The sequence below is a fragment of the uncultured Algoriphagus sp. genome, from assembly GCF_963974835.1.
Taxonomy (GTDB): domain Bacteria; phylum Bacteroidota; class Bacteroidia; order Cytophagales; family Cyclobacteriaceae; genus Algoriphagus.
The window spans coordinates 954,253-979,332 of record NZ_CAXBET010000001.1; the positions used below are offsets into that span (position 1 = coordinate 954,253).

The window sequence follows — 25,080 nt, forward strand, 5'->3', positions numbered from 1 at the left end:
ATTATAGATTTTGAGTTCCTAAAATTGTTTTACCCAGCATGACAGGGTTTTTGTTGGCATCACTTTCTTCACAATCGTGCAGTGTTGCCTTTGGATACACAGAGTTGAGTTTTGCCAATATTTCCAGTAAGCGGTCATTGGCCTCCTGATACGCAGTAAGGTTTTGCCCATCCTGTTTGAATCTTGCATGTTCTTCGATCCATCGTTTGTAGCAAGTTTCAAATTGCCTTAGCTTTTCATTACTCACCCAGCAGACTTTCAGCTGTAGGTGGGCCGGTGCTTCTTCCACAATTTTCTTTTCGAAGTAGCTTCGATAGGCCATGTTATCGAAGTGTCTGGGCCAATGCGGAAGAACTACCGAGGCTCTAAAGGAGTAGATATCTTCTTCGCAAGGACAATCACAATCATGAAGACAGACTTCCATGAGTTTGAAATTTTTGCTCTTGGGTCGTAAAAGAATATGTTCGATCAAATGAAATCCTTCTGGATCCCCGCATTCTCCTGACAACTCAGCCACAAGCTCTTCAATCACCAGATTTGCTTCCTCTTCATCGGGAAATGTATTCTCACTGGTCAAAATGATGGAGTTTCCTTTTTTTAGTTTGACCTGTTTGGTGGTGTAGTGATAGTTCTGTAGGCTGGCTCCCAATTCCATGACTTCTTCCAAAACCGATTCAGCTTCGGATTTATCTTCATAGGGTTTGGAGACCATTTTCACACCGCTTATGGAGGTGAGAGAAAAAGTATGTACGCAATGGATTTCGTCTCCAACTTCAGTTTCCTCACATTGTATCTCCACATTTTTGATACAATACAAGAACCGCCTGGTAAAGTCCTTGATCCCAGTGATTTGACCTACTTTTTTTTCAAGGCCAGATACATTTGATGTATCCCAAAGCTTGGTTTCGTCCAGCTGATAATTTTCATCCTGAGGGAAATAATTGAATGCTAAGGATCTGCCATAACTGATCTCTGGATAATTTCGAAGCGTGTTAGACTTCACCTCGATCAATTCCTCCGGCTCAATTTTTTCTAGACTGATGTTTTCCATGTTGATGCGGTACATCATCAAGGAATAATCACTGAATGATTCAGCAAAACGTGCCAGTAAGTGATCCAGAAACCTATTTCTTCTTTCCTGAAATTGGTTTTTGTTTTCATAGAGCTTTTGCCAGAGCTCCTGACTCAAGGGATCACCAGGATCATTGGTTAGAGCCTTTTCCATATCCGGATGAAGAATGTCACCCACCTCTTTGATGGTGCCTAAGTATTGAGAAAAATAGGTCTGCCGAATCACATCGGTAGAATAAAGATTTTTTGCCTCTGTCAGCTGTGCCAGAAAATCTGCCAGCAATTGCTCAAAAAACATCAAGTAACCTTTTAATTGCAGCTGTTGGGCTTTTCTCAAGTTGGATGGTTCGGGAGGAAGTCCATATTCCCCGACCCCATACACCATGGGCAAGTCATATTGAATGGGCCAATGACTTAAGGTATCCCTTGGATTTCCTTTAGGGATCGGTAAGTCTTCAAATGTTGGGACCAGTTTTCCCGAATTATTCTGGGCATGAAGAAGATGGACCGTATCCCGGACTTCTTCATATCGGGAAAGGAATGGAAATCCATCCTTAAAAAATAATATTTTGGAATAATCAGGACTTAAAACGGGTTTATGCATGGGAGTGATGGGCAGGCACCAAGAAACGCCCATCTGGCCAGGCACAGGCTTACCGTTTTTGTCATATTTAGTCATCATGAAATTTTTAATCTCTCTGACTCCTTCTAGATCCATCAACAAATTGATAATATCAGAAGCATAGATTACCTGTTTCAATTGAGCGTTTTCCAATTCATCCGTGTCTATAAAACCATGTCCCAGCTTGGGTCCTTCGAAGATTTCCTCAACGGGAATTTCCTTCTTCAACTGTTCGCCAAGCGCGTAAAAAGTAATAGGAGGATTGAGGTAGTTTTCTATCGTAAAGTAAATTTCCGCCTGAACCTTCTCGATGTCTATTTCCGGACTTACTACTACATCAAAACAAAATGCTACTTCCTCAGAATCAATGGGTTTTACGCTGATGAAATCCTCACATAGATTTCTGTTTTCGTGGAGGGTTTTAATGCAGTTTTTGATGATCAAATTTGCTTTGGAAACTTTAGCCAAATAGGTATTTAAAACCACATCTACGTAGCCACTGTCCTGAAGCATTGTCTCTAGATGGCTGTCCAGGATTTTCCCTTGGGAAGGGTTTTTTGGAATACTCACTCTAAAATTTAAATCGACTAGCTCACCATTAATCAATTCGATTTTAAAAATATAAGCCCAAAGCACACTGGGGTTTTTCTCTAAAGTAAAACCAGTAAACTCGATATCCAGTAACCTTTTATTGATCTGGTTGATGCTGGGAAATTCAAATTTTACTTGAAATTCTCCTGCGTCAATACCCTCGGTCGGAGAAAATGGGAAACCGATGTTTTCCAATACAATATCTCCTGAATTCATATCCCCAAGCTCCATATCTACCGAAAGATCCAGCAAAACCGTGTAGAGACCTTTCAAGGTCAGGGGACGTTTGTTTGCCTCATATTGCAGCAAGTCCTCTTCACAATTGAGGTAGATGGGAATTTCTTGTTTTCCGTCAGTAAAGAGCCAGGCATTATTTACACCGGGTAGGTCAATCAGCAGTTTTCGATAGTCAGCTATGGTCAATGGAGCCGTAGTCAAAATATCCCTTGCAGTAAAGAATGTCTGCCCATTGGCCTCCGCTAGATGATCTTTGATGTCAAAATTTACCCGATATCCTAGCTCAGTAATGGCGTAGCAAAGAGCCTCTAAAATCGTAATTCCAGGATCATGGGAATTGTAGTCTGTCCAGATGCTGCTAGAAAGGGACTCGATGTATTCCATTCCCTCCTTGCGTAGTAGCTCATAGTCCAAAGAATGGGCTAGCTTGGGGTTTTTGGGTATAGTGGGAGAGGTTTTCATCAGCAGTCGCAGGTTTGGATTACTTGAATGATATGTCGTGGAGCACTCAGACTGGTCTCATCGAAATGGGATACCAATACCGACCTGGAAGTAGTTGCTACGATCTCCTCTACATCATATTGAATTAGATCAATGTTTCCCTCATTATCCCGGATGATATGGTTGAGTTTAAAGCAGCTCAAAAAATCCACATAGGGTCTTTCATCCACAAAATTGATTAAGGTGGATTTGGAGATTTTTCCTCCAAAATTGATTTTCTTTTCATTGTCCCAAGCCCATGGACAAAGGAATTTCTCAATTTCCATATCCAATAAATTCCTATAAAAAACTTCATCCATGTGATCATGGAAGTGTACTTCAAAATCCAATTGGACCTCTTCAAATTTTGGATTGACGACATGGAGTAAGGCAAAAGGATTTTTGATTTTGCCTAGGAAAAGAGCTATATCCGTCAAGGTACCGATGGGAGTGTAAGGAGTGAGCGGATTGACATTGGATTTTTTCTTAAGGTCAGGAACACAGATTAGGGTGATATGACCAGGGTAATTATCGCAGAAAACCTGCTCTTCTTCTTTTTCATAGAATCCGGTATGGTTCAGACATTTTACCTGGTAAATGGATGGGAATTCTTCCAGCACCAAATGCTCGTAATCCCACATAGTAATAGCCCGTTGCTTGTGTCGAAGTCGCTCGCTTACCCGCTGGTATTGATCGCCATCAGACTCTTTTTCCCTTCCTCCAAAGGAATCAGCGGGTTGAAGAATGGATTTGATGGCACTTTCTGAGCGCTGTAGTTTGCTGATGGTGCCAGCAGGAAGTGTACTTCTGAATTCAATTCCTTCCGATTCGTTTTGTACCAGTTCCACCAATCCCGCTTGGGCCTTGATGTCAATAATTTTGCAAACAGCATCGATGTTATCCACAACAGATGCTTTCAACCACACAAGGTCGGTAGTGACAATTGTGTGCCCTTTACCTGCATCTTTCGGAAAACTGACCGTGACAATACCTGACCGGGTCAAATTGATAGTTCCATCCACTACTTTACTTGAATCAATTACTTGCCATTCACCATTACTTTTTAGATAAGACCAATAGATTTGTTCTTCCTTCTTCAAAGGATTTGAGCTTCCTTCAGAAAGGAGGAACAGAAAATTAATCGTGGTAGGAAATGCAGCTTTAGCTATTCCGATTAAAAGCTCCCCCTTGTAAATAAATCGTGGGATCAACGAGAGATTTTCATCCGAAATAGGCTTTCCATAACCGAATGGATACAAATGGTAAAAGGTATGTCGGGGATTGGAGCCAACTGTTGGAATGAACTCTGATGCCGAGTAGTCAATGGAGAAAGATTCAGAGATCAGTTCTTTAGGCACTGGGACGGAATTTCCACTCACTTTGCTCAGCCCAGTCAGAGCTCCTATCTCGCTCAGATCTTTGATGCCTATGGATCCTATGTCGGCAATGCTTTCGGATGGATCGGTAGTAGCCCGAACCGCCCTGGCTGTAACTACAGTATTGCTCTGTTGTGAATTTATGACCACCTTGTCCAATGCCTTATTCACTTCGTCCATAAAACTGGCCAGAGAATAACTGGAGGTGTCCAAACGGAATTTCAAAATTCCTTCAAAAGATGTAGCCTGCAAAAAGGTGTTGGCACCAAAATCCATATTGGTGGCTTTCAACAGATTGCCATCCGAGTTTTGTTGGATAGAATAGGTTTGCCCTGACTTTGTTTTGGGATAGATATCCCAACTATTCCCATGCAGGTATTGACAGGTGACAGGTTCTGAAATGGGGAAATTTACCCTTAGGTAATCTAGTTTTTTCTGAAAAATTTCCTTGGAACCTATGTAAAAACCTGCGTGTAATTTAGGGAAATCACCAAAGGGCTTGAAGGGTTTGGAAGCATCGATGGAGCCACCATCACTACTTAGCGCCAGATCCTTTACCCCGATGACCTCCACAGAAAGCTGAATGGAGTTGATTGGATTGTTCATCAGATCCGCATACCACATATTGCTCATTTTCTGATCTAAAGTGGCAGTAAGCAGCGGAAGCGACGTGCGAATATTTTTTTGATGGGTTTTTTCGAGATAAGGAATTAGTGGAGGTTCTTCTACGCCAAGTGTAAATTCCAAAATCAAGGTCTTCTGATTTTCGGTGTATTTGGCATCCACATTTTTCACTAGCCAATCTTTTTCTCCCGTCAAATTGACCTGAAACGGAATGATTTTTTGGTATCCGGAGTAGGTAAATCCTGGTTTGGATTTCAATGGCTTGGCAAACTGCACTGTAACTGTCACCGTCCTTTCGCCTTCTTTCAGGAAAAGTAAATTAGAAGCGATGGCAAATCCTGCCTCTTGGGTCGCTTCGGATTTTTGATTCCCAAAGGCAAACCAACTTTTATCATCTCCTTCGAATTTTTCCCCTTTTCCATCAGCACTGTTCACCACGGGAAATGCGAGGAGGTTTTTATTCTGGATCTGATACGCTTTGATTTCCTGGACCAACGCTTGGTTCACCACCACATCCTCCAAAAGACTATAGCTCATTTCTTTTCCATTCAAGTCTTTTCCTCCCTTGAAAAGCGTCCCTTTTTCGAGCTGATGTTGACCGATATGCTTCTGCAGTTCGAATGTCAAATGCACTTGATCTGGAACAGGTTTTTTGTTTTTTAGTCTTAAAACATCTTTGTAATAGAAGTCAAGATGCCTTTTGGTGAAGTCGTTGAGGCTTTCCTGGGCTGCTTTGAAGAGTTTCAAAAAAGCTAGAAAAAGGCCATAATGGGGTTCGTGATTGGAATAGGTGGTCAATGAAGCTTCAAATGATTCCCGGGCATTTTGAATGATGGTAGAAGTACCTCCCAAAAAGACAGTGATCTGATTGTTGAAAATATTATGGTTGATGATATGACTTATTTTTACATGTACGGAAGCTCCGGGAATTGTCAAATTCATCCCTTCTGAGGTCAGCGAAAAATACTCTAAAACAAGAGGTTCATTCGAATTTAGGGTGTTGATCGGTGCGGTGGGGTCCGTTTGGTCTGAGGCAGAAATCAAGGCCACTTGATCCGTTCTGAAATTTGAAAGCCTGGAAAATGGACTATTTAACTTTGAGCCGATGATGGATTGGATGTTCTTTTGGTAATCCGCATCTTCTTTCAATAATCCACATTGTTCATCGATGGTCTTGGCAATAGAAAAAATCAGATCAAATAAATATTTGAATTGCAAGCTGGCTTCTGCATCATTCTCAGCTGCGATTGCCAATTTGGTTTTTTTGCGAAGTAGCTTAAGGTATTCGGAGAGTTGAAGGAGGTCAAGAGCCAATAAAACCGACAAGACGACTGATATATCCATTTTCATCAAGGGTTCCCAAGTTCCTTGATCAGCATTATCCGTGTTTTTGTATTTCAGGTAAGCGGCATATTTTCTAGCAAAAAGAAGGATTTCCTCCATAGACCTATCGTCCACTTTGGCAAAAGTGGGAGGGAGGGAGAGGAGTTTTCTGGTGAGCCTGTCTACTCCTTCTCGGGTCAATGGGTTTTTATCATTGCAAGCCATCGTTGATTATTTCAATTCAGTACCTTCTGTTTTATAAAATGGAAAGACAAAGTTGAATCTCGAGTTTGTCGTCCTGACCTTGTAGGTAATCGTAATGAGAATTCTACCCTCCAATTCTCCTGTGTCATTTAATTCTATTTTTTCCACCTCAATCCTCGGTTCATGATATAGAATTGCCGTTCTGATCAAGTCTTTGATATAGGTTTTGAACGTGGTGATCAGAGGCTCAAAAGTCAGCTCGTGGAGGTTACATCCATAATCCGAGCGCATCACCCGCTCTCCTCTTTTGGTTGAGAGCAGTATTTCAAGACTGCTTTGAATATCTTTTTCGTCTTGGAGCATTCGGGTTTTTGCCCCCTCATTGTCAAACTGGGGAGGAAAACTCCAGCCCCTTCCCAAAAAAGACTGATTTATTTTTTCCATGATTCTATCACCCTATGATTACTGTTGGACATCCGATAATTATTACTCCACCGTGGGCAGTGGAATCTCCCATCCTAGCAGCAGGCAAGCCTCCGATCAGCACGGAGAAGGATCCAGTGATGATGGTGTCTGGCGGACCTGCGCAAGTAGTCATGTCGCCCACTCTTGCCGCTGGCAATCCTCCGATCAGTACAGTCGGTTCACCAGGTGGAAGGATGGGTCCGCCCACATGAGGAGATCCATTTGGATTCAACATGGGACAGGTATGCATGTCTGATATTCTAGCTGCTAATGGCATTCTATTATTAATTTATTTTGACAAGACTTCCTTTAATATTTACCATAGCACCTTCGAGATCTGTGGTACCGTTGCTTTTTAAACTTAATCCAGCTGCCGCTTCTGCACTTATTTTTGCATCTGCTTTTATGGTTATTTCCGGTGCCGCAAAACTTAGGGTAGTCCCGGCCTTTAGCATGATCTCCTTGGACGATTCCAGGACAATTCCACTGGAATCCATGGTCATTACATTCCCCGAGGCATCTTCCACTTGAATGATCCCAGCAGTATCATCCAAGGTGAATTTTCTTTCCCCCGGAGTTTCAATGACAATGCTTTTGTCCCCGTCATGAATGGTAATCTTGATTTCTGATCTGGAGACATATCCTTTTTTATCATTGGATTCTTCAGGCTGCATCGGAGTGGGTTTGGCGCTGCTATGAACCATCCCAATGATCACCGGGTGGGAAGGGTCATCATTGATGAAACCGATGATGACCTCATCATCAATCTCAGGCCGGAAAAATATTCCTCGATTATTCCCTGCATCCAAGGTGGCCACTCTGGCAAAGATCCCCGCATCATTGGGGTTGACCAATGGCAACCGGACTTTGACTCTTCCTTCCCCCAAGGGATCCATGATGTCTGTGACAATGCCTATATGAAGTCCTTGGATCCGGGAATACTGACCTGAAGAAGAGCTGGTTGAGGATGGGTTGAATTTCTCTGTGAAAAAATCCTCCTGCCAGCCTAAGGTGGCCTCAGTTTCCCAATTACCAAGGCGTATTTCATGCTGTACAGCACTCACAAAAGCTTTTCCGTTGAATTGATCCCCAAGACCTTCCAGCATAACCCAATCTCCAGGTTTGACTTTTGCAGTTCCTGGGAAGGTCACTTTACCTTTTATTTTGGATAGGAATTGCTTCTGTCTTTTCGCATCAGCGATTCCCTGTAGTGCTTCATTGGTGAATTTCCCAGAGGTCCTGATTTCAAATTCCTGCCCATTGAATTCGGCCATTGTGGATTCTTGGACATTGCCGGGAGAAGCCGAGGCCAGATCGGTTCCTTCTAATTCCAGGACGGACTGATTGGTAAAATCCCAGGAAAATGCCTTTACCGCCGTAGCTTGAGACCGGATATCAGTTTCTGAAAAGAGAGAAAGAATATTAGCGCCATAGGTGAGGGTTTCCACAGGATCAAGGGAAGGGTCTGGCTTCAACACTTTGAATTGCGGCCCGCTGATGAGGCTCGCCATGCCCGTGGAGTCTATCCTGCTCATCGCAAAATCCCAATCGCACACATTTGCCTGAAGCAGCTGCTCATGGGCACTTCCAAAAGAGGGAATATCCAAATCAGTAAGCCCATTTTCGCTTAAAAGTTGCTCTACTATGTCCTTGTCAGTAAGGTCATTGAAGTGTCGGCTTTTTGGGGAGATGGTCATCTTTACCGACTCGTGTTTGCAGGTAAGCAAAAGATTGGATCTAGTGGATGTCACCAGATGTGATTTGGAAACAATGATTCCCCTAAAAACTGATTCATCATCTGAGCTGTAGCCCATTTGTATGTTGATGCTTTTTCCCAACGCAAACTCTCCGCTACTGCTGATCGCAAAGTCGGAGTCTGCTGCTGAGCCATCCAATATTTTGATAGTGGCATAGGGGATTTTATTCAACTCATTATATATGATCATTTCCTCAACTTGAATCTGTCCAGACACTTCTTGATCCGGATTGGAAAAAGGGGCATTTCCCAATAGGATTTTATAAGTGACTACGTCTCTGGTTGCTGAGGTTGGCATGGAGTTAAATTATTTAGCTAATGGGGGAAAATAGATTTTGGATCCGGCAGATATATTTCTAAAACTGTCCAGAGCGTTCAATTCTGCTACCTGGATGTAGTATGTGTTCTTTTCATATATTTTTTCAGTCAACAAATCCAATCGATCAGAACCTCCAAATGTCCTTTCGTGTGTTATGTCAGGACTTTCCCGGTTTTCTCTGGCAGCTCTCTCTACATCTGCGATACTTTCTGCAAACTGACATTTGGCGATAGCTCGGATAGGTTTGCCGTCCGGTGCAAAAACCTTGTACTCTATATCCATCTGTTTCAGGACACCTTTAAATAGGAGTTCTCCCCAATGGATTTTCAAATAATAGGGGCGATGTTTTTCGGACTGGTAATCAATGATTTTTTGTTTGAACTCTTCGATCTGTTCCGTCACAGTTCCCGGTTTTTCAAAGGGATTGGCAATACCCAAACTCAACACAGACATATCTTTCACCACGCCGGTACCATCAAACAAAAAGTCGAAATTAAAATCTCCGGGAAGGATTCTATTGAATTTCATGTTGGTTCCGGAGGTGCCTGGAGCCTGGGATTCATCGAATTCAAATTTGTATGCAACCCTATAGCTTGCGGGATTGACTAAGGCATTGAATTTATTGCCGGAGACCTCCTCTCGATACTCTGCATCCCGATAGGCCTGGACATATAGTTTTTCAGCTTTTTGACTTAGATCTAGCATTACCTTTCCAATTTTAATTGAATCATTCTCAACACATTTTCAGTGACTTCTTTCACAATCTCCTGCTTCATTCGATCCAGGTTTGCAGGCTTTGAACTTTGCGAAGCTGAATCAATATTACTTGATCCTATGGTTGCTTTGATTTGGAGTTCTCGTATCTCGATGGGCATATCTTTGGGATTAAATTCCAATACTTCCTGATGCACTGATATTGCCTACCAAGGAAATGGCAGAATCCAGACTGATGATGTTGAAATATTGGTAACTCAGCGTAATGGATTCTATAACAATGGAATTTTGCTCGGCGTTAAAACTAGAAACCGACCATTTCTTAGGAATCGCATTGACTACGTACCAGGATTGGATAGGAATATGGTTTTCATTAAGTAGGCTGATGATGATATTCACCGGTTCGAAGACAAAGTTTTCGAAGGCATTTTTGCACCACATCAAAATCCCGGAGCCGATAAACATTCCTCTTTTCAAAATCAGGTCGGTATATTTTGCCCGGACGGGCAGCTCCCATACAAACCTATTCTGGCCTCCTTCTACGATGGTTTCCATTTGCATTTCCATGTCCAGACCACTTACCTCCTGGAACCTAAAATCATTCGGGGTTTGAGGAAATAATTGGAATACGACAGAAAAATGAAATCCTACTGGTGGATAAGGAAACATAGCTTATTCGTTTGCAATGGTGAGCCCTTCATGAGCTATTTCTATGGTTTCAATAGCCGTTTCATTTCCAGTACTGTTCAGATCGGTAGACTGTACTTTGATTGGCCAGGCATTTTTTACTTTCCATACTACTACTGGAGCGTGGGTTTCGTCCAAGAGCGAAATGATCAAGTCTCTTCTCTCAATAGTATTCAAAGCCACTGTATTCCACCACAAGTAGAATTCATTGTCACTTTTAAAAATGCCACGTTTGAGTGTAATGTTGGAAAAGCTCTGCATTCCTGGCATTTTGATTTTGGAATATTCAGGGCTAGCGCCATCTCTGTACTCAATAGGCTCTATGGTCACTTCTAGACCTGTCACTTCAGTAAATCCGATTTTTGTTCCACCCCAATCAACTTGAAAATGGAACTTTGGAAGAGGATAATTAGCCATGATGATTCTGGTTTAAAGTTTTAAGAAAAAGTGGTTAGGACTCCTGCATTTTGTGAGAAAAACGTAGGATAATGAACTCAGCTGGACGGACGGCAGCCATGCCGATTTCGACGATGAGTCGTCCTTCGAGAATGTCCTGAGCAGTCATAGTCTGGCCCAGCCCGCATCTTACATAGAAGGCATGTTCAGGTTTTGCCCCAGCCAGCGCACCTTGTCTCCATAATAGTGTCAGGTAATTTTCCAACATCGCTCGTAATTTCACCCAGGTGTTAGCATCATTAGGTTCAAATACAAACTGCATGGTAGCTTTCTTGGAGGATTCCTCTACCATAATGAAGAACCTTCTCACATTGACGTATCTCCATTCATTGTCATTTCCAGCCAAGGTTCTAGCCCCCCAGACCAAATATCCCTTACCTTGGAACATTCGGATGGCATTCACCGATTTGCCAGTGGTAGGATCGATGTTCATTCCTCCTTGTTCTGCTTCGCTGATTTTGGCAGTTAGATCATAGACTGCATTCAGAGAGACATTTGCCGGTGCTTTCCAGACGCCTCTCGAGGCATCTACTTTTGCATAGACACCTGCCATAGCAGAGGAAGGAGGTAAAGTAGGGCTCAATTTCTCCCTGATTTTGGCCAAACAGGCATTGTAGATAGCGGTCTCACTGCTGCGAAGAGATGCCAGAGTCACTGCTGCGGCATCTACTCCACCAGTGTTGATAACTACATCCACATCCGCTTCACTATATTCAAAATCAAAGGTTGTCTTCAGTGAAGGATAGTAGACCGCTGCATAATTGAGATTGTCATTTTTTGTAAAGGCAGTTCGGAAACCACTGATGGTTGTAGTGTTGTTTGTACCCGGAGTATGGACATCTACTAGGGTAAAACGATCCTGTAACTTTGCACACAAGTCAATGGCTGAAGACATCAACGTATAATAATCACCTTCATCAAGTGTATTGATTGCATCCGGGAATACAATGATGGTAGGCTCATCTTCTGCTTCACAGGCGAGTAGCCCATTATCATAATCTTCCGAATCAGGCGTGTCAGTAGTGCTGCCTATAGATATGATATAGCAAGGTCCTCCACCATTGATGAAATACATCCGGAGATTGTAATACATGGTGAATTCAGATGGATCCGTGATAGTGGCATCTGCGGCAAGGGTTTCCCTTATTATTGTCAGGCTTATGCCTTCTTCACTTTCGGCCTTGCCAAAGTAAGTTTCATATTCTTTTAAGGAATAGATTTTAGTAGGCACTTGGGTCAGAGGCTCACCGATTTCATTGACGGCGATCTGCGTGTATCCGATAAAAGCGGGGATTGCAGTCTCTACTTGAGCTACCGATGGCGGAAAGAGCGGGATTTCATTTATGTAAACTCCCGGCGTCTTGATTGCGGATTCATTGATTTGTGACATTTGAAAATAATTTTTAGTTTATAATTTTCTTTAATTATTTAAATGAATAGTGAACAGGTGTTCTTTTTCATTACCATTGGCTGAGGTGTAAAAGAGAAGCTGATTTGACACGTCCGTATACAATCGATGCGTGCTAGAGCCTTCGGTCACCAGATCAATGACTCCAAACTCCCCCTTGAGATTTTCTATGCTCGTGCTCCAAGAGCCTGGATTCCCTGGATTGAATGTTTTCACGGGCTCAAGAGAAGCGATGGGCCCTAGCGTGGCAGTGGCTAGAGTCATGGAAGTAGCCGAGGCTCTGACATTGATCCGAAAGCGATAAATATTTCCCTTTCCGTGATCAGCTGCTACGGCTGTTTGAGAGATTATGGGATCACCCAGATTGATAAAAAAGCGGGCACTGAAACTCGTGGGCAATCTGAAATATGGAGCATCTTCCCCGTTGCGGATTTTTACGAAGCAGAGCAAGATATCATTCTTCCATCGATAGTGGATGGCATGCTTCCTAAACATAGACTCGGTAGTAGGATCAGGATTAATCCTGACATGTGGAGTCAAGAAGCCACCATTTGTTGGGGCAAAAGGAAAGGCATCATGGGCAATTCGGATGGAGAATAACTTTTCAAACTTGTCGAGAATCCTGTCCATAATTATAGCCGCTTATTAGTGAATTGGGAGTCAATTGTTTTCACCAATGGAATCTCCATTCCTTCCTCTATACTGCTGAAATATGCCAGTCTCATTTTATAGACCACGGAGGGGATATATTTCCCTCCCATGATTCCCCAGAGTTGGTTAAGTTCTTCGAAACTGGCTGAGTATAAGTCTAGGAGGATTTTGTCCAGCCCAAAATTTGAAAGTCCGGGAATGTGTGTTTCCGTGAAGATGGAATTGGATTGAAAAAATGATATGACCTGTGAAATCCGTTGAAGTCCAGTACTGTATTGTTCTTTATTCGCACCTATCAGCAAAAAGACATTGAGGTATATTCCGGGATTTCTGGAGACACCTCGGGGAAGGCCTGCAGTGTCATAGATTTGCTTGTTGGCTGGGTTATTTCGAAGCGTACTTTCCTCCTGAATATTGATCACCGACATAATGACTCTATCGGTGATATTTGTGCCTGCACCCTGCTGGGAGGAATCCATCAAGGCAAGATTTCCCAACAAAACCTCAGGTTCGGTATTGCCAATATGGTCATTCAATAATTCAACTATTGCACTTAAAACTTGATCTATCATGGTGCAGAATAAAAGGTGCCAAAAATTTCTCTGAAAAAAGACGTTTACCCAGAGAAGGGTTACCGTCTAAATTCTGAGACGAAATATCAAATTTGACCAATTATGCCTGCAATAAATTCCATGTATTCATGGATTTTAAAAACTCATGGAATTCATGGATATCATTGGACTAAATTGGCAGAAATGGCTTCCCTTACTAAACCTGCCATATTTCTAACCCCCAACTTTTGGATCAAATGAAGGCGATGGGTCTCGACCGTACAGAAACTGATAAAAAGTTTATTTGCAATTTCATGGGTCGTATATTCATCTACGATTAGTTGTAGCACCTGTTTTTCCCTTTTGGTCAATAGATTGTTTGTTGACAGGACAGGCTTGGCTTGAAAAAGGCTTTCTTCTAATACGTTAAGCAACTGTGGATCTACAAAATAACCCCCATTATTTAGCTGCTGAATAGCTCCATCAATGCTTTGTTTTCCACAGTTGGAAAGCAAATATCCAGAAGCTCCGGCCTTGAATATTGATCTGATTCTAGCTGAATCTCTGAATTCACCGAATACCAATACCTTTTGCAAAGGTCTTTGGTGACACAGACTCTGGGTTAATTTGACAAGCTTTTTGATTTCAGGAATTACATCAAGCCAAATAAAGTGATTCACACTAAAAGAGGTAATTCCTTTATTTTTGATCTCTTTCAGAGAAATCATATCCACTTTTGCTGGTCTGTTGAGTGTAAGATAGTGCTGAAGACCTTCAGAAAGTAAGGTGCATTCGCTAATTATACTGTGCTGCTCCATTGAACCAATAGTTAAAAATATAGGACTAAAAAGAGCCTTGCATTCGCTCAGTTTTCTCAACTTTTAAAGATTTGAAATGCAAGATTTGCACACATCAACCTTGAGCTTTTTCACTATTGGTAAACAAAGGATTAACTATTTCCGGCAACTTTGAATTCTCCGAAGAGTTTAGGGTATTTTAAGTTGCAGAAATTTTTCAATGAAAAAGCCAGGTAAATGCGCTAACAAGGCCTATCTAAAAGTAACTTTTATTACATTGATATTCAAATGATTAATACCAATGCTAAAATTGAGTTTAGTAATTTTTACTTCAGCTTAAAAATATTAGTTGAAGTTTTGCTGTATTGTACCTCCAACGCTGGGAATTGCTTAAGTAATTTCTCAAAATCTCCATTTGGATCTATCACAATAGCAGGTTTTTGCTTTTGAAGCATTTGAAAGAGTCTCGCCTTTTCCCTTAGACCTCTTTCTTGGTCTAGGTATAGTTTGCTCAAGCGATAATTCAGGAACGGACCTCCCAAGCTGGATTCTAGATACGGACTAAGATTGTCCCCTAGCACCAAAATGTTTCCCGTGTATTCTTTATCGGTTTTATCCACAAAATACTCTGAATCATTAATAGTCCTTTGCCAATACCAAAAACTGAATGCAGGAAGACCTATGACGAGGAGATAAAAAGCGATTTTGCCGATAAATTCTTTTTTGATGTTCAGGAAAAATTGCGTGATCAAATAGGTGAGCCCAGGGATCAAAATCACCAATTGATACGCAGCCTGCTTCTTGATAACGAAAAACTCGGCAACCGAAAAGAGTAGCCAAATTATGATGAGCTGCCTTTGCTTTTGCTGATTGATCGTAGAGCCACGTAGGACTGTGGCCATAAAATAGCCAACCACAGCTAAGAAAAGAGGGAAAATTCCAATAATCAGCCAGTTTAACAGAGACTGGTATTCATATTTCTGGGAAAGAAAAGTGAGTGGCCAGATCTGGATCGCTTCTTCCAGTCCATCGTTCCAAAAATAGAATACGGAGATCAGCAGAAGAGGAAGAAAATATCCAACTAAAGAAAGCATCAATTGACGAAAGGAAAAGCTACTGATGGCAATACCCGTAAATATCATGTAGGGAAGAAAAAGTATATAATTTGGATTAAACCCCGTAGCTAGTCCCGCATAAATTCCTATTAGCAAAGTAGATTCACTTGTATCCTTCTGAAGAACTGTTTGGGAAAACAGTTGACCAAGAGCTAATATCAGAAATGTACTTCCTAACAACACTGGACTCAAGCTCAACATGTCAAAGGAAAAATGGAATAATGCTGCCATGATGATTGCCGGCAGGTAAGTATTTACATCAAAAGCACGGAACTTGATCAACATGGAGTTCCAATAAAGTATCTGTAGTGATATTAAAACTCTACCCACTACTTCATAAGCAAACAAGTTCCTCCCAAAGGTCCAATCCATGAAAGTAAAGAACCCTGCGGAAAGTGGCCCGTTGTCATCTATGATGTCCTGATACAAAAAATACCCTTGTCCAAGCCGTTCTCCAAGCAGCATCCACATCAATTGTGGATTGGTGATCGGGAAAGGATTGAGAGTCAAATAGACGATTGTCAACAACAGAATGTATATTCCTATGCCGATTAGCCTGAAGGGATCATTTAATTTGAAAAAGCTAAACAAGGTAAATTGGAGAAGAGTGTTTGGTTGGTTTTGCCCGAAATTAAAGCTTGCCCAACTATTTCGCTAAATTTGTACCACAAATACTTTATATGGAAAGTAAAAGACAACAAAAATACGCCAAACTCATCCAAAAGGAGCTAGGTGATATATTTCAAAAAGAATCCAAACATCTAGTCGGCAGGGCTATGGTGACTATCACAAGAGTGTTGATGAGCCCGGATTTGGGATTGGCAAAAGTTTACCTCAGCTTTTTGCTGGCGGAGCCTGAAGCTACCTTTAACTTGATCAATGAGCACAAGAAGGAAATCAGACATCAGCTAGCTAAGCGAATCGGGAAATCAGTAAGGGTAATTCCTGAAATCGCCTTTTTCCCTGACGATTCTGCTGCCTATGCCCAGCATATGGATAAAGTAATTTCCAATTTGTCTATCCCACCGGCTCCGGAAGAGGAAGAAGACCAAGAGGAAGAGGATTAATACAGCTATCGTTGAATCTCAGTTTTTTCATAGCCTCCAGATATTTCCGCAGCAAAAAGAAGCGGAACTTCATCACCATTTTGTCCAGGATTTCTATGATAGGAGTCGCCGTGGGCACGATGGCGTTGGTGATTGTCATGTCTGTATTTAATGGGCTGGAGGATCTGATTAGAGGTCTTTTTGCCAGCTTTGATGCTGAGCTGAAAATTGAGGCTACCGTCGGAAAAAGCTTTATGACCAGTGAGGAATGGCTGGATAGCATCAGAAGCGTGGATGGAGTAGCTATTCTTACAGAAGTGATTGAAGACAATGCATTGCTGGATTATAATGGCAATCAGATGATTGGCAGATTAAAGGGTGTTTCGGATAATTTTCTGGATCAGGATCGATTCTCAAGAGGTTATTTCTGGGGAGATACTACCCTTGGAACGGAACTAAATCCGGCTGCAATTTTAGGCCGGGGCGTGGGTTTTTTCCTTTCTGTGAATCTGGATAATGTGAATGTCCCGCTCAAGATATACTACCCAAAAGCCCCTAGAAGTGCAGCTACCATAGATCCTTCCCAATTTTACGCATCAGCAGTATTGGATCCTGTGGCTTATTTCAGTATTGGAGAGCGCCAATTTGATGATGAATACGTGATTGCTCCACTTTTCTTTGTCCGGGATCTGCTTAAATATGGTGATAAAAGAACTTCATTGGAAGTAAAAGTAGCAGAGGGATATTCTATAAGTGATGTTCATAAACGCCTGAAGGCTCATTTGGGTGATGATTTCCTAGTGAAAAATGCGGACGAGCAACATGCCGGGCTAATCCGCACTGTCAAAATGGAGAAGCTATTTACCTTTCTCACCCTTACCTTTATTCTGGCGATTGCCTCTTTCAATATCTTCTTCTCTCTGAGTATGCTTGCTATCGAAAAGAAGAAAGACATCGCTGTGCTGAAAGCCATGGGAGCACAGGAAAGATTAATCCGAAGAATTTTTCTAAAGCAAGGAGCACTGATTGCGTTTAGCGGAGCTTTGATAGGGTTGATTCTTGGCTATTTGGTATGCTGGATTCAGCAATCTTTTGGTTTGGTGTCACTTGGGATTACTTCTGCGGTAGTTGATGCCTATCCTGTGAAAATGATCTGGAGCGACTTCCTTTGGATAAGTTTAGCGATGATCGGAATTACTTTTTTAGCATCTTCAAGACCTGCCTGGATTGCTTCTCAGGTTGATACCGTTAAGGAAGTATAGTGCACATTCAGGCTTTGGGTTTGCCAAATTTGAAGTTGGCTATGCCACTATTTAATATAGTATAAATACTTCCTATCAAACCAACTGAACCTGTCAGGTAAGCGTAGATTTGATCAAAGAATGATCTGTTAAAGAAACCAATCAAGGCAAAGCAAATCAACACAAAGCTTAAAGCAGAAACTTGGATGAGATGGGCATTGCCGTTTTTGCTTTCAAATTCACTGAAACTTTTGATTTCTTCTTCGCTCACATAGGTGAGAATGTAAATCTGGAACAGTCGGCTAAAGAATTCATACCGTTTCCAATATTCTGTTTTAGAGTGATTTATTAAGGAGTTTGGTTTTGCATCCTTTTCGGCCAAAAGGCCTTTCTTGAACAGTTCGTGGATGGTTTTTAACCTCGCCTTGTTTAAAAACCTTTCCAGGGCAAATTCATGACAAACTAACTTTTCCTGAAAATTCAGCTCCGACCAAATGTCTGCGAATTTGGCTGTGGATAGTTGAAGCTCCTCTTCATTTTTTGCTTGAAGATAAAGTGGGTTAACCACACCCTTGTATTCTGAAGAATATTGACTTGCATCTAGAGGTAAAATGAAGAATTCATAATCGCTGAATGTCTCAGCAAAAAGTATCCTATCGTCAATATTTTCAATTGTGGAAAATGTCTCATGCCAAGTTTTGCCAGAGGTCATGATCATCTGCTTTCCCTTAAAATCTTTTTTGCCAATCAAGTTGATTACTTCAAGTTTATCTTTTCTACAGTGGAAATTAATGAAGAGGTAAATGCTTTTAACAGGATTCAAAGTAATGTCTGCGAAGGGAACCATCATTGACAAGTCGATAATTTCCAGATTATCGATTTGGGAAATGTGTTGCTTTACAAAATCCAATATTAGAGCGGAGTCTGGACAGGTAATAAATATGCGTTGTGAATGCAAATTGGTAGGCTTGGTCTTCAACACCAAAATCGGAAAAAAAATGATACTCTGAAGTTGTTTGGTGAGCAGTACAAACATGATGAAGAACACCGATGCAATCGTCCCATTTTGAAAAATGCTCTTCAAAGTCGGGTTTAGTTTTTGAGGACTTCTGACAGCATCATGAATGGTCTCAATGTTAGGAGCTATAAAATTACTGATTTTGCTATCAAAAGGATCTGCTATCAGGGACAGCCAGTTTCTTCTGCTTTCTTCGTACAGATGCGTATGGTCAATATCCTCTTCGAGTGCCACTTTTTTTATCGTCAGTTGCTGCTTATCCCAAACTGTTTGTTCGAATTGCTGTGTTTTCGACATTATAAAATAACCCGGAAGAAACCCGATAATCAAAAACCAAACTCCCAGGAACATAGGAAGTGTCATTACTCTGCTGCGTACAAATAGTAATTTCTGTACGGGTTTAACTAAAAAAAACCATGCTAAGATGAAGCCTGATGATATCAATAACAAAAACAAAGCTGGAATTACAATTTCGTGGATTTGGAGTGCAATCCATAAAAACAGCATAACCACAATCCCTCCCAGTATAAGCGTCCTAACTGAATATTTCTTCAGTTTAAATTCTGTTTGATCTAGGGAAGGGTCAGTTCCAATAGATGTGGAGAGGTTGACTAAAGACACCAAAAAGCCGGAAAAAATCATCAAAACAAGGAAATAGATGTGGCTGATTGCGCAATTGTAATAGATGATCAGTAAGAGAATTCCATAGCATGCATGGCAAAGAGTAAGGTATGTTAGATGAGGAAGGTTTGACTCTGTGGGTTCCAGCCAGGAAAATAAGAATGATTTTGTACCGTGCTTATTTTTAAATCTGCGGGAATTTTTTTGAATGATTAGACTAAAAATTAAGCTTAAGAAATAAACTAAAACAAATAAAAGCGACTCTGCTGAGACAAGAGATGCATAAGAATGCGACAAATTTGTATTGACCAAAAAAAGCATCCAAATATCCTGATCGTAATTAACTCCACTGATTTTTTTCAGTATGCCATTGTATTGGTACCCATTCAGATATAAGGAAGTACGGATCTGCTGATGAGAATTTGTATTGTTTTCCATCAGTGAGCTGATTTCCAGCCATTTTTCAGGACTTATTCCTTCTTCGATATTGTCGATCGGAGACGTTATTTTTTTGCTCTTCAGCAAGATTTTTCCAGTTTTCTTAAAAACAAGAAATCTATAATTTTCGCTGATACTTGGATCCGTGTTTAAGCGGAAAGTAATTGCTCTTACACCTTTTTCATTTTCATCATTTGCGTAGAAATTCTTGGAGATTACTGATTCAAGTTCTCCATCAAACCGGCTATAATGTGAGTTTAAAAAGAAGCCATTCCGATTGTTGACATTCCTTTGGTCATAGAAATAGGAATAGTAAATCCTGGTGCTAAGGTCTACAGAGGAAGGCGCGTCTTGAAAATCCAGCGTTTCATCTTTCCCTCTGTAGAAAATCTTCCTTACAAAGCCATCGTCCCGAAACCAGATAAGCTCGTTATAGTTGGATTCTTTTGATGTCCAATTATTAGATTTGATCATTGACTTCAACTTATGCTGATAAAATGTAAGGGAATCCTCAAGAGATGCTGAAAGACTATCCACCAACGTCTTTTTGGAGCCTATATCATCTGGTTTATTTTTAAACTGTGCACTGGCAAATCCTATGATGACTGTAAGAAGCAATAAGGAAATACCCACTTTGGTCACTTTGTCCTGAGTTAGGTTGTCGCCTTTGGACAGATTCATTATTCCCAAAATCGGGATCAACGCTATCAGCACCATCAAAAATAAAAGAAGTATACTGAGGACAGTGAAATTAAGCCGCAGACCTACTTTCTGATGGGTGTCCTCTGAGATGACGCCTACTGTGTAGAGTTTTAGACTATTAATCTGGATGGGGGAAATGTAGGCCCTGGATTCTTTCTCAGAAAACTTAATAGGGACCATCGATGCTCCTGCATGGGTAACTCCTAGCGTATCGATTTTCAAATCGGTGGGCTGGAACAAGCTAACACCATATTCTGTATCGGGATACACTATGTTTCCGACTTTATCTGTAAGGAAAAAGCGCTCGAAAATTTTATTGGTCTCTTGTTTTCTAAGGAGCTCAAAAATTGGGATTTCCAAGTCGACAACTAAGGAAACATCAGAATTTTGATCAACGGCATTTTTTCTTTCGTCCCTGATCTGCAAAGGTTTAAGAATATTCTGCTTATTTAATTCGTCGATTATTTTATCAACTTTTACCTTAAGATCTTTCCTGTAAATAGCTCCGTTTTTAATGAAAAGGCTATCTTTTGGCTGGAAGTCTTCATTTAAAATCCTTCCGTTAGAATAGGCGGGTTTGAAAGGATTTATGATTGTCAACTTGTTTGACTCTTCTTTTGTCGTTAAAGATTTGGCTGCAATGGATGCTCCGTGCTGCATGAAATACGCGTCTACCCTGTCGTAGTAATCGCTTAATGCTCTCACGATGTCATTTTTGGATGCTTCCATGCTTCGGAGGAGTTGATTTTCTAGCTCTCTCTGATTATTTGTAGCTTGTACATACAGGAGTACTCCAATGATTCCGATGACTGGCAATAAAAAAAGCCAAATTCTAAGTGTCTTGAGCTTCATAAAAAATTAGATTAAAAATATAAATTTAAAATACATCTTAATTGTCTGAAAATCAATGAAAAGTGATATTTTTATAAACTAAATATTTATACATTTATGAAATTCAAACTTGCATAAGCTTGTCAAGGCATGTTTATTGGGGATTGAAGCGTTTCATTACAGTTTGAAAATTTATTTCCCGATGAAAATATTATTCCGCCTTAATCTGATTCTACTATCCTTAATGATTTCTCTCTCGACTTCCTATGCTCAAGAAGTGGAAGAGAATAAAGGTTCTTTAGATTCCGGCACTATCGATAGCCAGTTTGATTATATCTACAGCATCTCAAATAACTTCCAGGAATATAAAGTAGTAAAGCGTACCAATCTCGATCAGCTCAAGTCCAACATGCTGGATTCTATGCGGACAATGAGACAGGAAGTGAGTGATCTTAAAGGATTGATAGCAAGCCAAAAAGATTCTATTGGAAACTTAAATAATACGCTGGTTTCTACTGAGACAGAGAAACAGGAAGCGATCGCTGAAAAGGATAATTTTTCTTTTTTAGGAATGGGGATTCATAAAGCAGTCTATTCCTCTTTTATGTGGATACTAGTTGCTGTGCTAGCAGGAGCGCTAGCTATTTTCTCTTTTCAATATTTCAGTAGCTTTAAAAAAATCAAAAAGGCTCAGAAAGATTTGGCTGAAGTGCAGGAGGAATTTGACAATCACCGCAAGAATATGCTTGATCGGGAGCGAAAGCTAAAACGGGAATTAGTTGATGCGCAATTGGGCAGGTAGTGGCTTACTTCCTCATTTAGATCTGTAGCAGTTTATTTATAGAACGGGTCAAAGGATTTGCAAAATGTGAGGATGAGATGCTTAAATGCTGGAAATCTAACTAGCATTAATTGGATTGTTTCTGTGGAAATTTGTGAGGAATAAATTCGCATTTTTTCTTCCCTTCATTTATTAGTCATAGCTGTTATTCAAACCTTTCACTTTTACTGCAGAAATCCTTGCAAAAAAGCTTTAAGTTTGTGCCCTCAATACCAAAATTAAAGGATGGCTAAGAAAAGAGGAACTGCTTTGGAAGAGAATGAAAAGAGGAAGTTGAATAAGCAGAATTTAAGTAAACTGGGAGGCATTTTTCAATTTTTAATGCCTTACAAAGGATCATTCTTTTTGGGGCTTATTTTCCTTTTATTTTCTTCCCTGACGTTGCTTACATTCCCTTTCGTGGCAGGGAAGCTTATTGATACTGCACAAGGAACGAATTGGATAGTCAGCGATATTAATTCCATTGCGCTGATTTTGGTAGGAATATTAGCAGTGCAGAGCATTTTCTCATTTTTCAGGGTTTGGCTTTTTGCATTGGTATCCGAAAGATCCATGCGGGATATTCGCCTTGCTTTATATTCAAGAATGGTACGCTTGCCAATGACATTTTTTGATAAGCGAAGGACGGGAGAATTAATCAGCAGAATTACCTCAGATGTAAGTATGCTTCAGGATACTTTCTCCGTGACATTAGCGGAGCTTTTTAGACAGGTGGTTACGCTAGTAGCAGGAGTTATTTTTCTCATGGTCAATACCCCCAAGCTGACGTTTTTCATGTTAGCTACTTTTCCTGTGTTGGTAGTGATTGCGATGGTATTTGGGAGATTTATCCGAAAGCTTTCCAAAAGCACACAAGATGAACTGGCCGCAGCCAACGTGATAGTGGAGGAGACTCTCCAGTCTATCAGTACTGTGAAATCTTTTGTAGGAGAAGTATTTGAATCCACCAGATATGGTGCTGGACTGAATCGTGTAGTGGGTGTAGCACTAAAAGCGGCAAAGTATAGGGGAGCATTTATCTCATTTATAATTTTTGCTTTGTTTGGAGGAATAGTGGCTGTGATGTGGTATGGTGCGAGTTTGGTGAGCTCGGGGGATATGAGTGTTGGTGAGCTGGTTTCTTTTGTGCTTTACACTACGTTCATTGGCGGATCGATCGCCGGCTTGGGTGACATATATGGACAAGTACAGAAAGCTATAGGTTCTTCAGAGCGGGTATTGGAAATATTGGATGAAGAGCCAGAATCAGTAACGGGAGAAAAAACTGCTAATTTCCAAGGAAAAATAACCTTTGATCACGTAGGTTTTCACTACCCGACCAGGCCTGAAATGGAAGTATTGAAGGACCTGACTGTTCATGTGAATCCTGGAGAAAAAGTAGCTTTGGCCGGACATTCTGGCGCGGGAAAATCAACCATTATACAATTGCTGATGCGCTTCTATGACGTACAGAAGGGCTCAATTAAGGTGGATGATCGTCCATTGAATGAGTGGGATTTACAAAATCTCCGCTCTCATGTAGGCATGGTGCCTCAGGAAGTATTGCTTTTCGGGGGATCTATTCGAGAAAATATTGCTTACGCAAAACCGAATGCGACTGAGGAAGAACTCATTTTAGCTTCTAAAAAAGCCAATGCTTGGCAATTCATTTCCCAATTCCCTGACGGCTTAGATACTTTAGTGGGAGAAAGAGGAGTCAAGCTTTCCGGTGGACAAAGACAGAGGGTGGCCATTGCCAGAGCGATATTAAAAGACCCTTCCATTCTTATATTGGATGAGGCTACCTCGTCTTTGGATGCAGAATCAGAACATTTGGTTCAGGAAGCTTTGGATGAGTTGATGAAAGGAAGAACCACAATAATTATCGCCCATCGATTGGCAACTATCCGAAAAGTAGACAGGATCTATGTGCTGAGCGATGGAGAAATTGTGGAGCAAGGTGATCATACAGACTTGCTTGGAAGAGAAGATGGCTTCTATGCAAACTTAGTCCGGTTGCAATTTGCTGATTAAGACAAATTGTGAGCGCAAATTGATTTGACCAATCCCATAAATTTTTCCTGGTACATTTTAGAGTTTGGAAACAGTAGCTGCATTTCCTTGATATCAAGCAGACGTATTTCATCCAAATATTGCTGAGCATCTTTTGGATTCCATTTTTGGAGCCTGCTCAGTTTTGTTTTGGTAAGGAAAAAATATAGCAAATCATGAGGGAGATATTGTGCAAATGGAATTGCGTAATGTGCTTCTATAGGAAAGGTTCGGTTAGGTGTTTGGATAAAATGTTTTTTCCCCACACGCATAATTTCATCTGCCATTTTTTTCTGATTCTCCCAAGAATATAGATGCTCTATCACAGAATTTGAGAATACCAGATCAAAGCTATTATCATCGTATTCCGGCATATAGGTGGCATCTCCTACCACAGAATTAATGTTTGGGTGAGAGGTTTTTTCTTTGCGTAAATTGAGAAGTACGATTTCAATATTTGGCATAGTGAGTAGCCTGCTCGTATCCCAGAAATAGGATGCTCCGCCCAAATCAAGTACCCTTACTGGATCTTCTTTGGAGAAATTCTTAAAGAATAACTCTTCAAAATCTTTTTGTCTCTGGTTTCTAAATTTTGCTCCCAACGAGTTGGGATTGTCGGAAGGTGAAAATAAATTCGAAATAAAACTCATGCGTTGCCCTAAAGGCGTTTCGGCTAATAAATAATCACAAAAGTAATCAGCCTCGGGGATTCTTTGCTCAATTTTGAAATTGAAATGAATGCTAAGTGGGACTAACGTTCAATTATTTTCATTTCTTGGGCCTAAAAACTCTGATTTTATATTTTGAGCTGGAAGAATTCACTTGAACCCGCGACTTTTTGTTTTTATGGCCATAAGTAGTGAG

The 25,080-nt window shown here is 40.8% G+C and carries 20 protein-coding genes; 4 read left to right on the forward strand and 16 right to left on the reverse strand.

Annotated features, from left to right (window positions below; translation table 11 throughout):
- Position 1 precedes the first annotated feature (1 nt).
- The 14 genes from AACZ73_RS04220 to AACZ73_RS04285 all read right to left on the reverse strand — a co-directional run bounded on the left by AACZ73_RS04220 (position 2) and on the right by AACZ73_RS04285 (position 15,972).
- Entirely contained in the window at positions 2-2,983 is a 2,982-nt protein-coding gene (locus tag AACZ73_RS04220) for a hypothetical protein (protein WP_339875678.1), read from the reverse strand.
- Positions 2,983-6,549: a hypothetical protein gene (locus AACZ73_RS04225; RefSeq protein WP_339875680.1), complete on the reverse strand. Its 3,567-nt coding sequence runs from the start codon at positions 6,547-6,549 to the stop codon at positions 2,983-2,985. The genes AACZ73_RS04220 and AACZ73_RS04225 overlap by 1 nt, the downstream gene beginning before the upstream one ends.
- A 6-nt stretch (positions 6,550-6,555) precedes the next feature.
- Entirely contained in the window at positions 6,556-6,972 is a 417-nt protein-coding gene (locus tag AACZ73_RS04230) for a GPW/gp25 family protein (RefSeq protein WP_339875681.1), read from the reverse strand.
- A 7-nt stretch (positions 6,973-6,979) separates the two neighbouring features.
- A complete protein-coding gene (locus AACZ73_RS04235) occupies positions 6,980-7,270 on the reverse strand; it encodes a PAAR domain-containing protein (protein ID WP_339875683.1) in 291 nt (96 codons plus the stop codon).
- Positions 7,271-7,277: 7 nt separating this feature from the next.
- The gene (gene vgrG / locus AACZ73_RS04240) at positions 7,278-9,047 is read right to left on the reverse strand and encodes a type VI secretion system tip protein VgrG (RefSeq protein ID WP_339875685.1); all 1,770 of its coding nucleotides are present in this window, start codon (positions 9,045-9,047) and stop codon (positions 7,278-7,280) included.
- Positions 9,048-9,056: 9 nt separating this feature from the next.
- A complete protein-coding gene (locus AACZ73_RS04245; RefSeq protein WP_339875687.1) occupies positions 9,057-9,773 on the reverse strand; it encodes a LysM peptidoglycan-binding domain-containing protein in 717 nt (238 codons plus the stop codon).
- Positions 9,773-9,943: a DUF5908 family protein gene (locus AACZ73_RS04250; protein WP_339875689.1), complete on the reverse strand. Its 171-nt coding sequence runs from the start codon at positions 9,941-9,943 to the stop codon at positions 9,773-9,775. The genes AACZ73_RS04245 and AACZ73_RS04250 overlap by 1 nt, the downstream gene beginning before the upstream one ends.
- 10 nt (positions 9,944-9,953) lie before the next feature.
- Positions 9,954-10,451: a phage tail protein gene (locus tag AACZ73_RS04255; RefSeq protein WP_339875691.1), complete on the reverse strand. Its 498-nt coding sequence runs from the start codon at positions 10,449-10,451 to the stop codon at positions 9,954-9,956.
- A gap of 3 nt (positions 10,452-10,454) precedes the next feature.
- Positions 10,455-10,886, reverse strand: a complete 432-nt coding sequence (locus AACZ73_RS04260) for a phage tail protein (protein ID WP_339875694.1) — start codon at positions 10,884-10,886, stop codon at positions 10,455-10,457.
- Positions 10,887-10,920: 34 nt separating this feature from the next.
- Positions 10,921-12,315: a phage tail sheath C-terminal domain-containing protein gene (locus AACZ73_RS04265; RefSeq protein WP_339875696.1), complete on the reverse strand. Its 1,395-nt coding sequence runs from the start codon at positions 12,313-12,315 to the stop codon at positions 10,921-10,923.
- A 30-nt stretch (positions 12,316-12,345) separates the two neighbouring features.
- Positions 12,346-12,963: a hypothetical protein gene (locus AACZ73_RS04270; protein WP_339875698.1), complete on the reverse strand. Its 618-nt coding sequence runs from the start codon at positions 12,961-12,963 to the stop codon at positions 12,346-12,348.
- Positions 12,964-12,965: 2 nt separating this feature from the next.
- On the reverse strand, positions 12,966-13,556 hold the full coding sequence (locus tag AACZ73_RS04275) for a DUF4255 domain-containing protein (RefSeq protein WP_339875700.1): 591 nt from the start codon (positions 13,554-13,556) through the stop codon (positions 12,966-12,968).
- Positions 13,557-13,717: 161 nt separating this feature from the next.
- Positions 13,718-14,353, reverse strand: a complete 636-nt coding sequence (locus tag AACZ73_RS04280) for a response regulator transcription factor (protein WP_339875701.1) — start codon at positions 14,351-14,353, stop codon at positions 13,718-13,720.
- Positions 14,354-14,658: 305 nt separating this feature from the next.
- Entirely contained in the window at positions 14,659-15,972 is a 1,314-nt protein-coding gene (locus tag AACZ73_RS04285; protein ID WP_339875703.1) for a hypothetical protein, read from the reverse strand.
- A 155-nt stretch (positions 15,973-16,127) separates the two neighbouring features.
- Between AACZ73_RS04285 and rbfA the strand changes: the two genes are divergently transcribed.
- Both rbfA and AACZ73_RS04295 read left to right on the forward strand, forming a co-directional pair.
- Positions 16,128-16,514: a 30S ribosome-binding factor RbfA gene (gene rbfA, locus AACZ73_RS04290; protein ID WP_339875705.1), complete on the forward strand. Its 387-nt coding sequence runs from the start codon at positions 16,128-16,130 to the stop codon at positions 16,512-16,514.
- A gap of 11 nt (positions 16,515-16,525) precedes the next feature.
- Positions 16,526-17,755 carry an FtsX-like permease family protein gene (locus tag AACZ73_RS04295; RefSeq protein ID WP_339875706.1) on the forward strand — a complete coding sequence of 410 codons (1,230 nt, stop codon included), beginning with the start codon at positions 16,526-16,528 and terminating at the stop codon, positions 17,753-17,755.
- Between the two features lie 7 nt (positions 17,756-17,762).
- On the opposite strand, the gene AACZ73_RS04300 is transcribed toward AACZ73_RS04295, so the two are convergent.
- Positions 17,763-21,365 (reverse strand): hypothetical protein, encoded by a 3,603-nt coding sequence (locus AACZ73_RS04300; protein ID WP_339875708.1) that lies wholly within the window; start codon positions 21,363-21,365, stop codon positions 17,763-17,765.
- Between the two features lie 181 nt (positions 21,366-21,546).
- Here AACZ73_RS04300 and AACZ73_RS04305 point away from each other — a divergent pair, with 181 nt between their 5' ends.
- Both AACZ73_RS04305 and AACZ73_RS04310 read left to right on the forward strand, forming a co-directional pair.
- Positions 21,547-22,146: a hypothetical protein gene (locus AACZ73_RS04305; protein WP_339875709.1), complete on the forward strand. Its 600-nt coding sequence runs from the start codon at positions 21,547-21,549 to the stop codon at positions 22,144-22,146.
- Positions 22,147-22,410: 264 nt separating this feature from the next.
- Positions 22,411-24,198: an ABC transporter transmembrane domain-containing protein gene (locus tag AACZ73_RS04310; RefSeq protein WP_339875710.1), complete on the forward strand. Its 1,788-nt coding sequence runs from the start codon at positions 22,411-22,413 to the stop codon at positions 24,196-24,198.
- On the opposite strand, the gene AACZ73_RS04315 is transcribed toward AACZ73_RS04310, so the two are convergent.
- Entirely contained in the window at positions 24,195-24,866 is a 672-nt protein-coding gene (locus AACZ73_RS04315; protein WP_339875711.1) for a class I SAM-dependent methyltransferase, read from the reverse strand. The two genes, AACZ73_RS04310 and AACZ73_RS04315, sit on opposite strands and share 4 nt — an antisense overlap.
- Positions 24,867-25,080: the final 214 nt, after the last annotated feature.

Bases quoted from the DNA above. Each gene is read 5' to 3' on its own strand.
- AACZ73_RS04260 (WP_339875694.1), bottom strand. From the start codon at position 10,886: ATGGCTAATTATCCTCTTCCAAAGTTCCATTTTCAAGTTGATTGGGGT.
- AACZ73_RS04245 (WP_339875687.1), bottom strand. From the start codon at position 9,773: ATGCTAGATCTAAGTCAAAAAGCTGAAAAACTATATGTCCAGGCCTAT.
- vgrG (WP_339875685.1), bottom strand. From the start codon at position 9,047: ATGCCAACCTCAGCAACCAGAGACGTAGTCACTTATAAAATCCTATTG.
- AACZ73_RS04305 (WP_339875709.1), top strand. From the start codon at position 21,547: ATGAAAATATTATTCCGCCTTAATCTGATTCTACTATCCTTAATGATT.
- AACZ73_RS04235 (WP_339875683.1), bottom strand. From the start codon at position 7,270: ATGCCATTAGCAGCTAGAATATCAGACATGCATACCTGTCCCATGTTG.
- rbfA (WP_339875705.1), top strand. From the start codon at position 16,128: ATGGAAAGTAAAAGACAACAAAAATACGCCAAACTCATCCAAAAGGAG.
- AACZ73_RS04225 (WP_339875680.1), bottom strand. From the start codon at position 6,549: ATGGCTTGCAATGATAAAAACCCATTGACCCGAGAAGGAGTAGACAGG.
- AACZ73_RS04265 (WP_339875696.1), bottom strand. From the start codon at position 12,315: ATGTCACAAATCAATGAATCCGCAATCAAGACGCCGGGAGTTTACATA.
- AACZ73_RS04255 (WP_339875691.1), bottom strand. From the start codon at position 10,451: ATGTTTCCTTATCCACCAGTAGGATTTCATTTTTCTGTCGTATTCCAA.
- AACZ73_RS04310 (WP_339875710.1), top strand. From the start codon at position 22,411: ATGGCTAAGAAAAGAGGAACTGCTTTGGAAGAGAATGAAAAGAGGAAG.
- AACZ73_RS04275 (WP_339875700.1), bottom strand. From the start codon at position 13,556: ATGATAGATCAAGTTTTAAGTGCAATAGTTGAATTATTGAATGACCAT.
- AACZ73_RS04300 (WP_339875708.1), bottom strand. From the start codon at position 21,365: ATGAAGCTCAAGACACTTAGAATTTGGCTTTTTTTATTGCCAGTCATC.
- AACZ73_RS04270 (WP_339875698.1), bottom strand. From the start codon at position 12,963: ATGGACAGGATTCTCGACAAGTTTGAAAAGTTATTCTCCATCCGAATT.
- AACZ73_RS04220 (WP_339875678.1), bottom strand. From the start codon at position 2,983: ATGAAAACCTCTCCCACTATACCCAAAAACCCCAAGCTAGCCCATTCT.
- AACZ73_RS04280 (WP_339875701.1), bottom strand. From the start codon at position 14,353: ATGGAGCAGCACAGTATAATTAGCGAATGCACCTTACTTTCTGAAGGT.
- AACZ73_RS04230 (WP_339875681.1), bottom strand. From the start codon at position 6,972: ATGGAAAAAATAAATCAGTCTTTTTTGGGAAGGGGCTGGAGTTTTCCT.
- AACZ73_RS04250 (WP_339875689.1), bottom strand. From the start codon at position 9,943: ATGCCCATCGAGATACGAGAACTCCAAATCAAAGCAACCATAGGATCA.
- AACZ73_RS04315 (WP_339875711.1), bottom strand. From the start codon at position 24,866: ATGAGTTTTATTTCGAATTTATTTTCACCTTCCGACAATCCCAACTCG.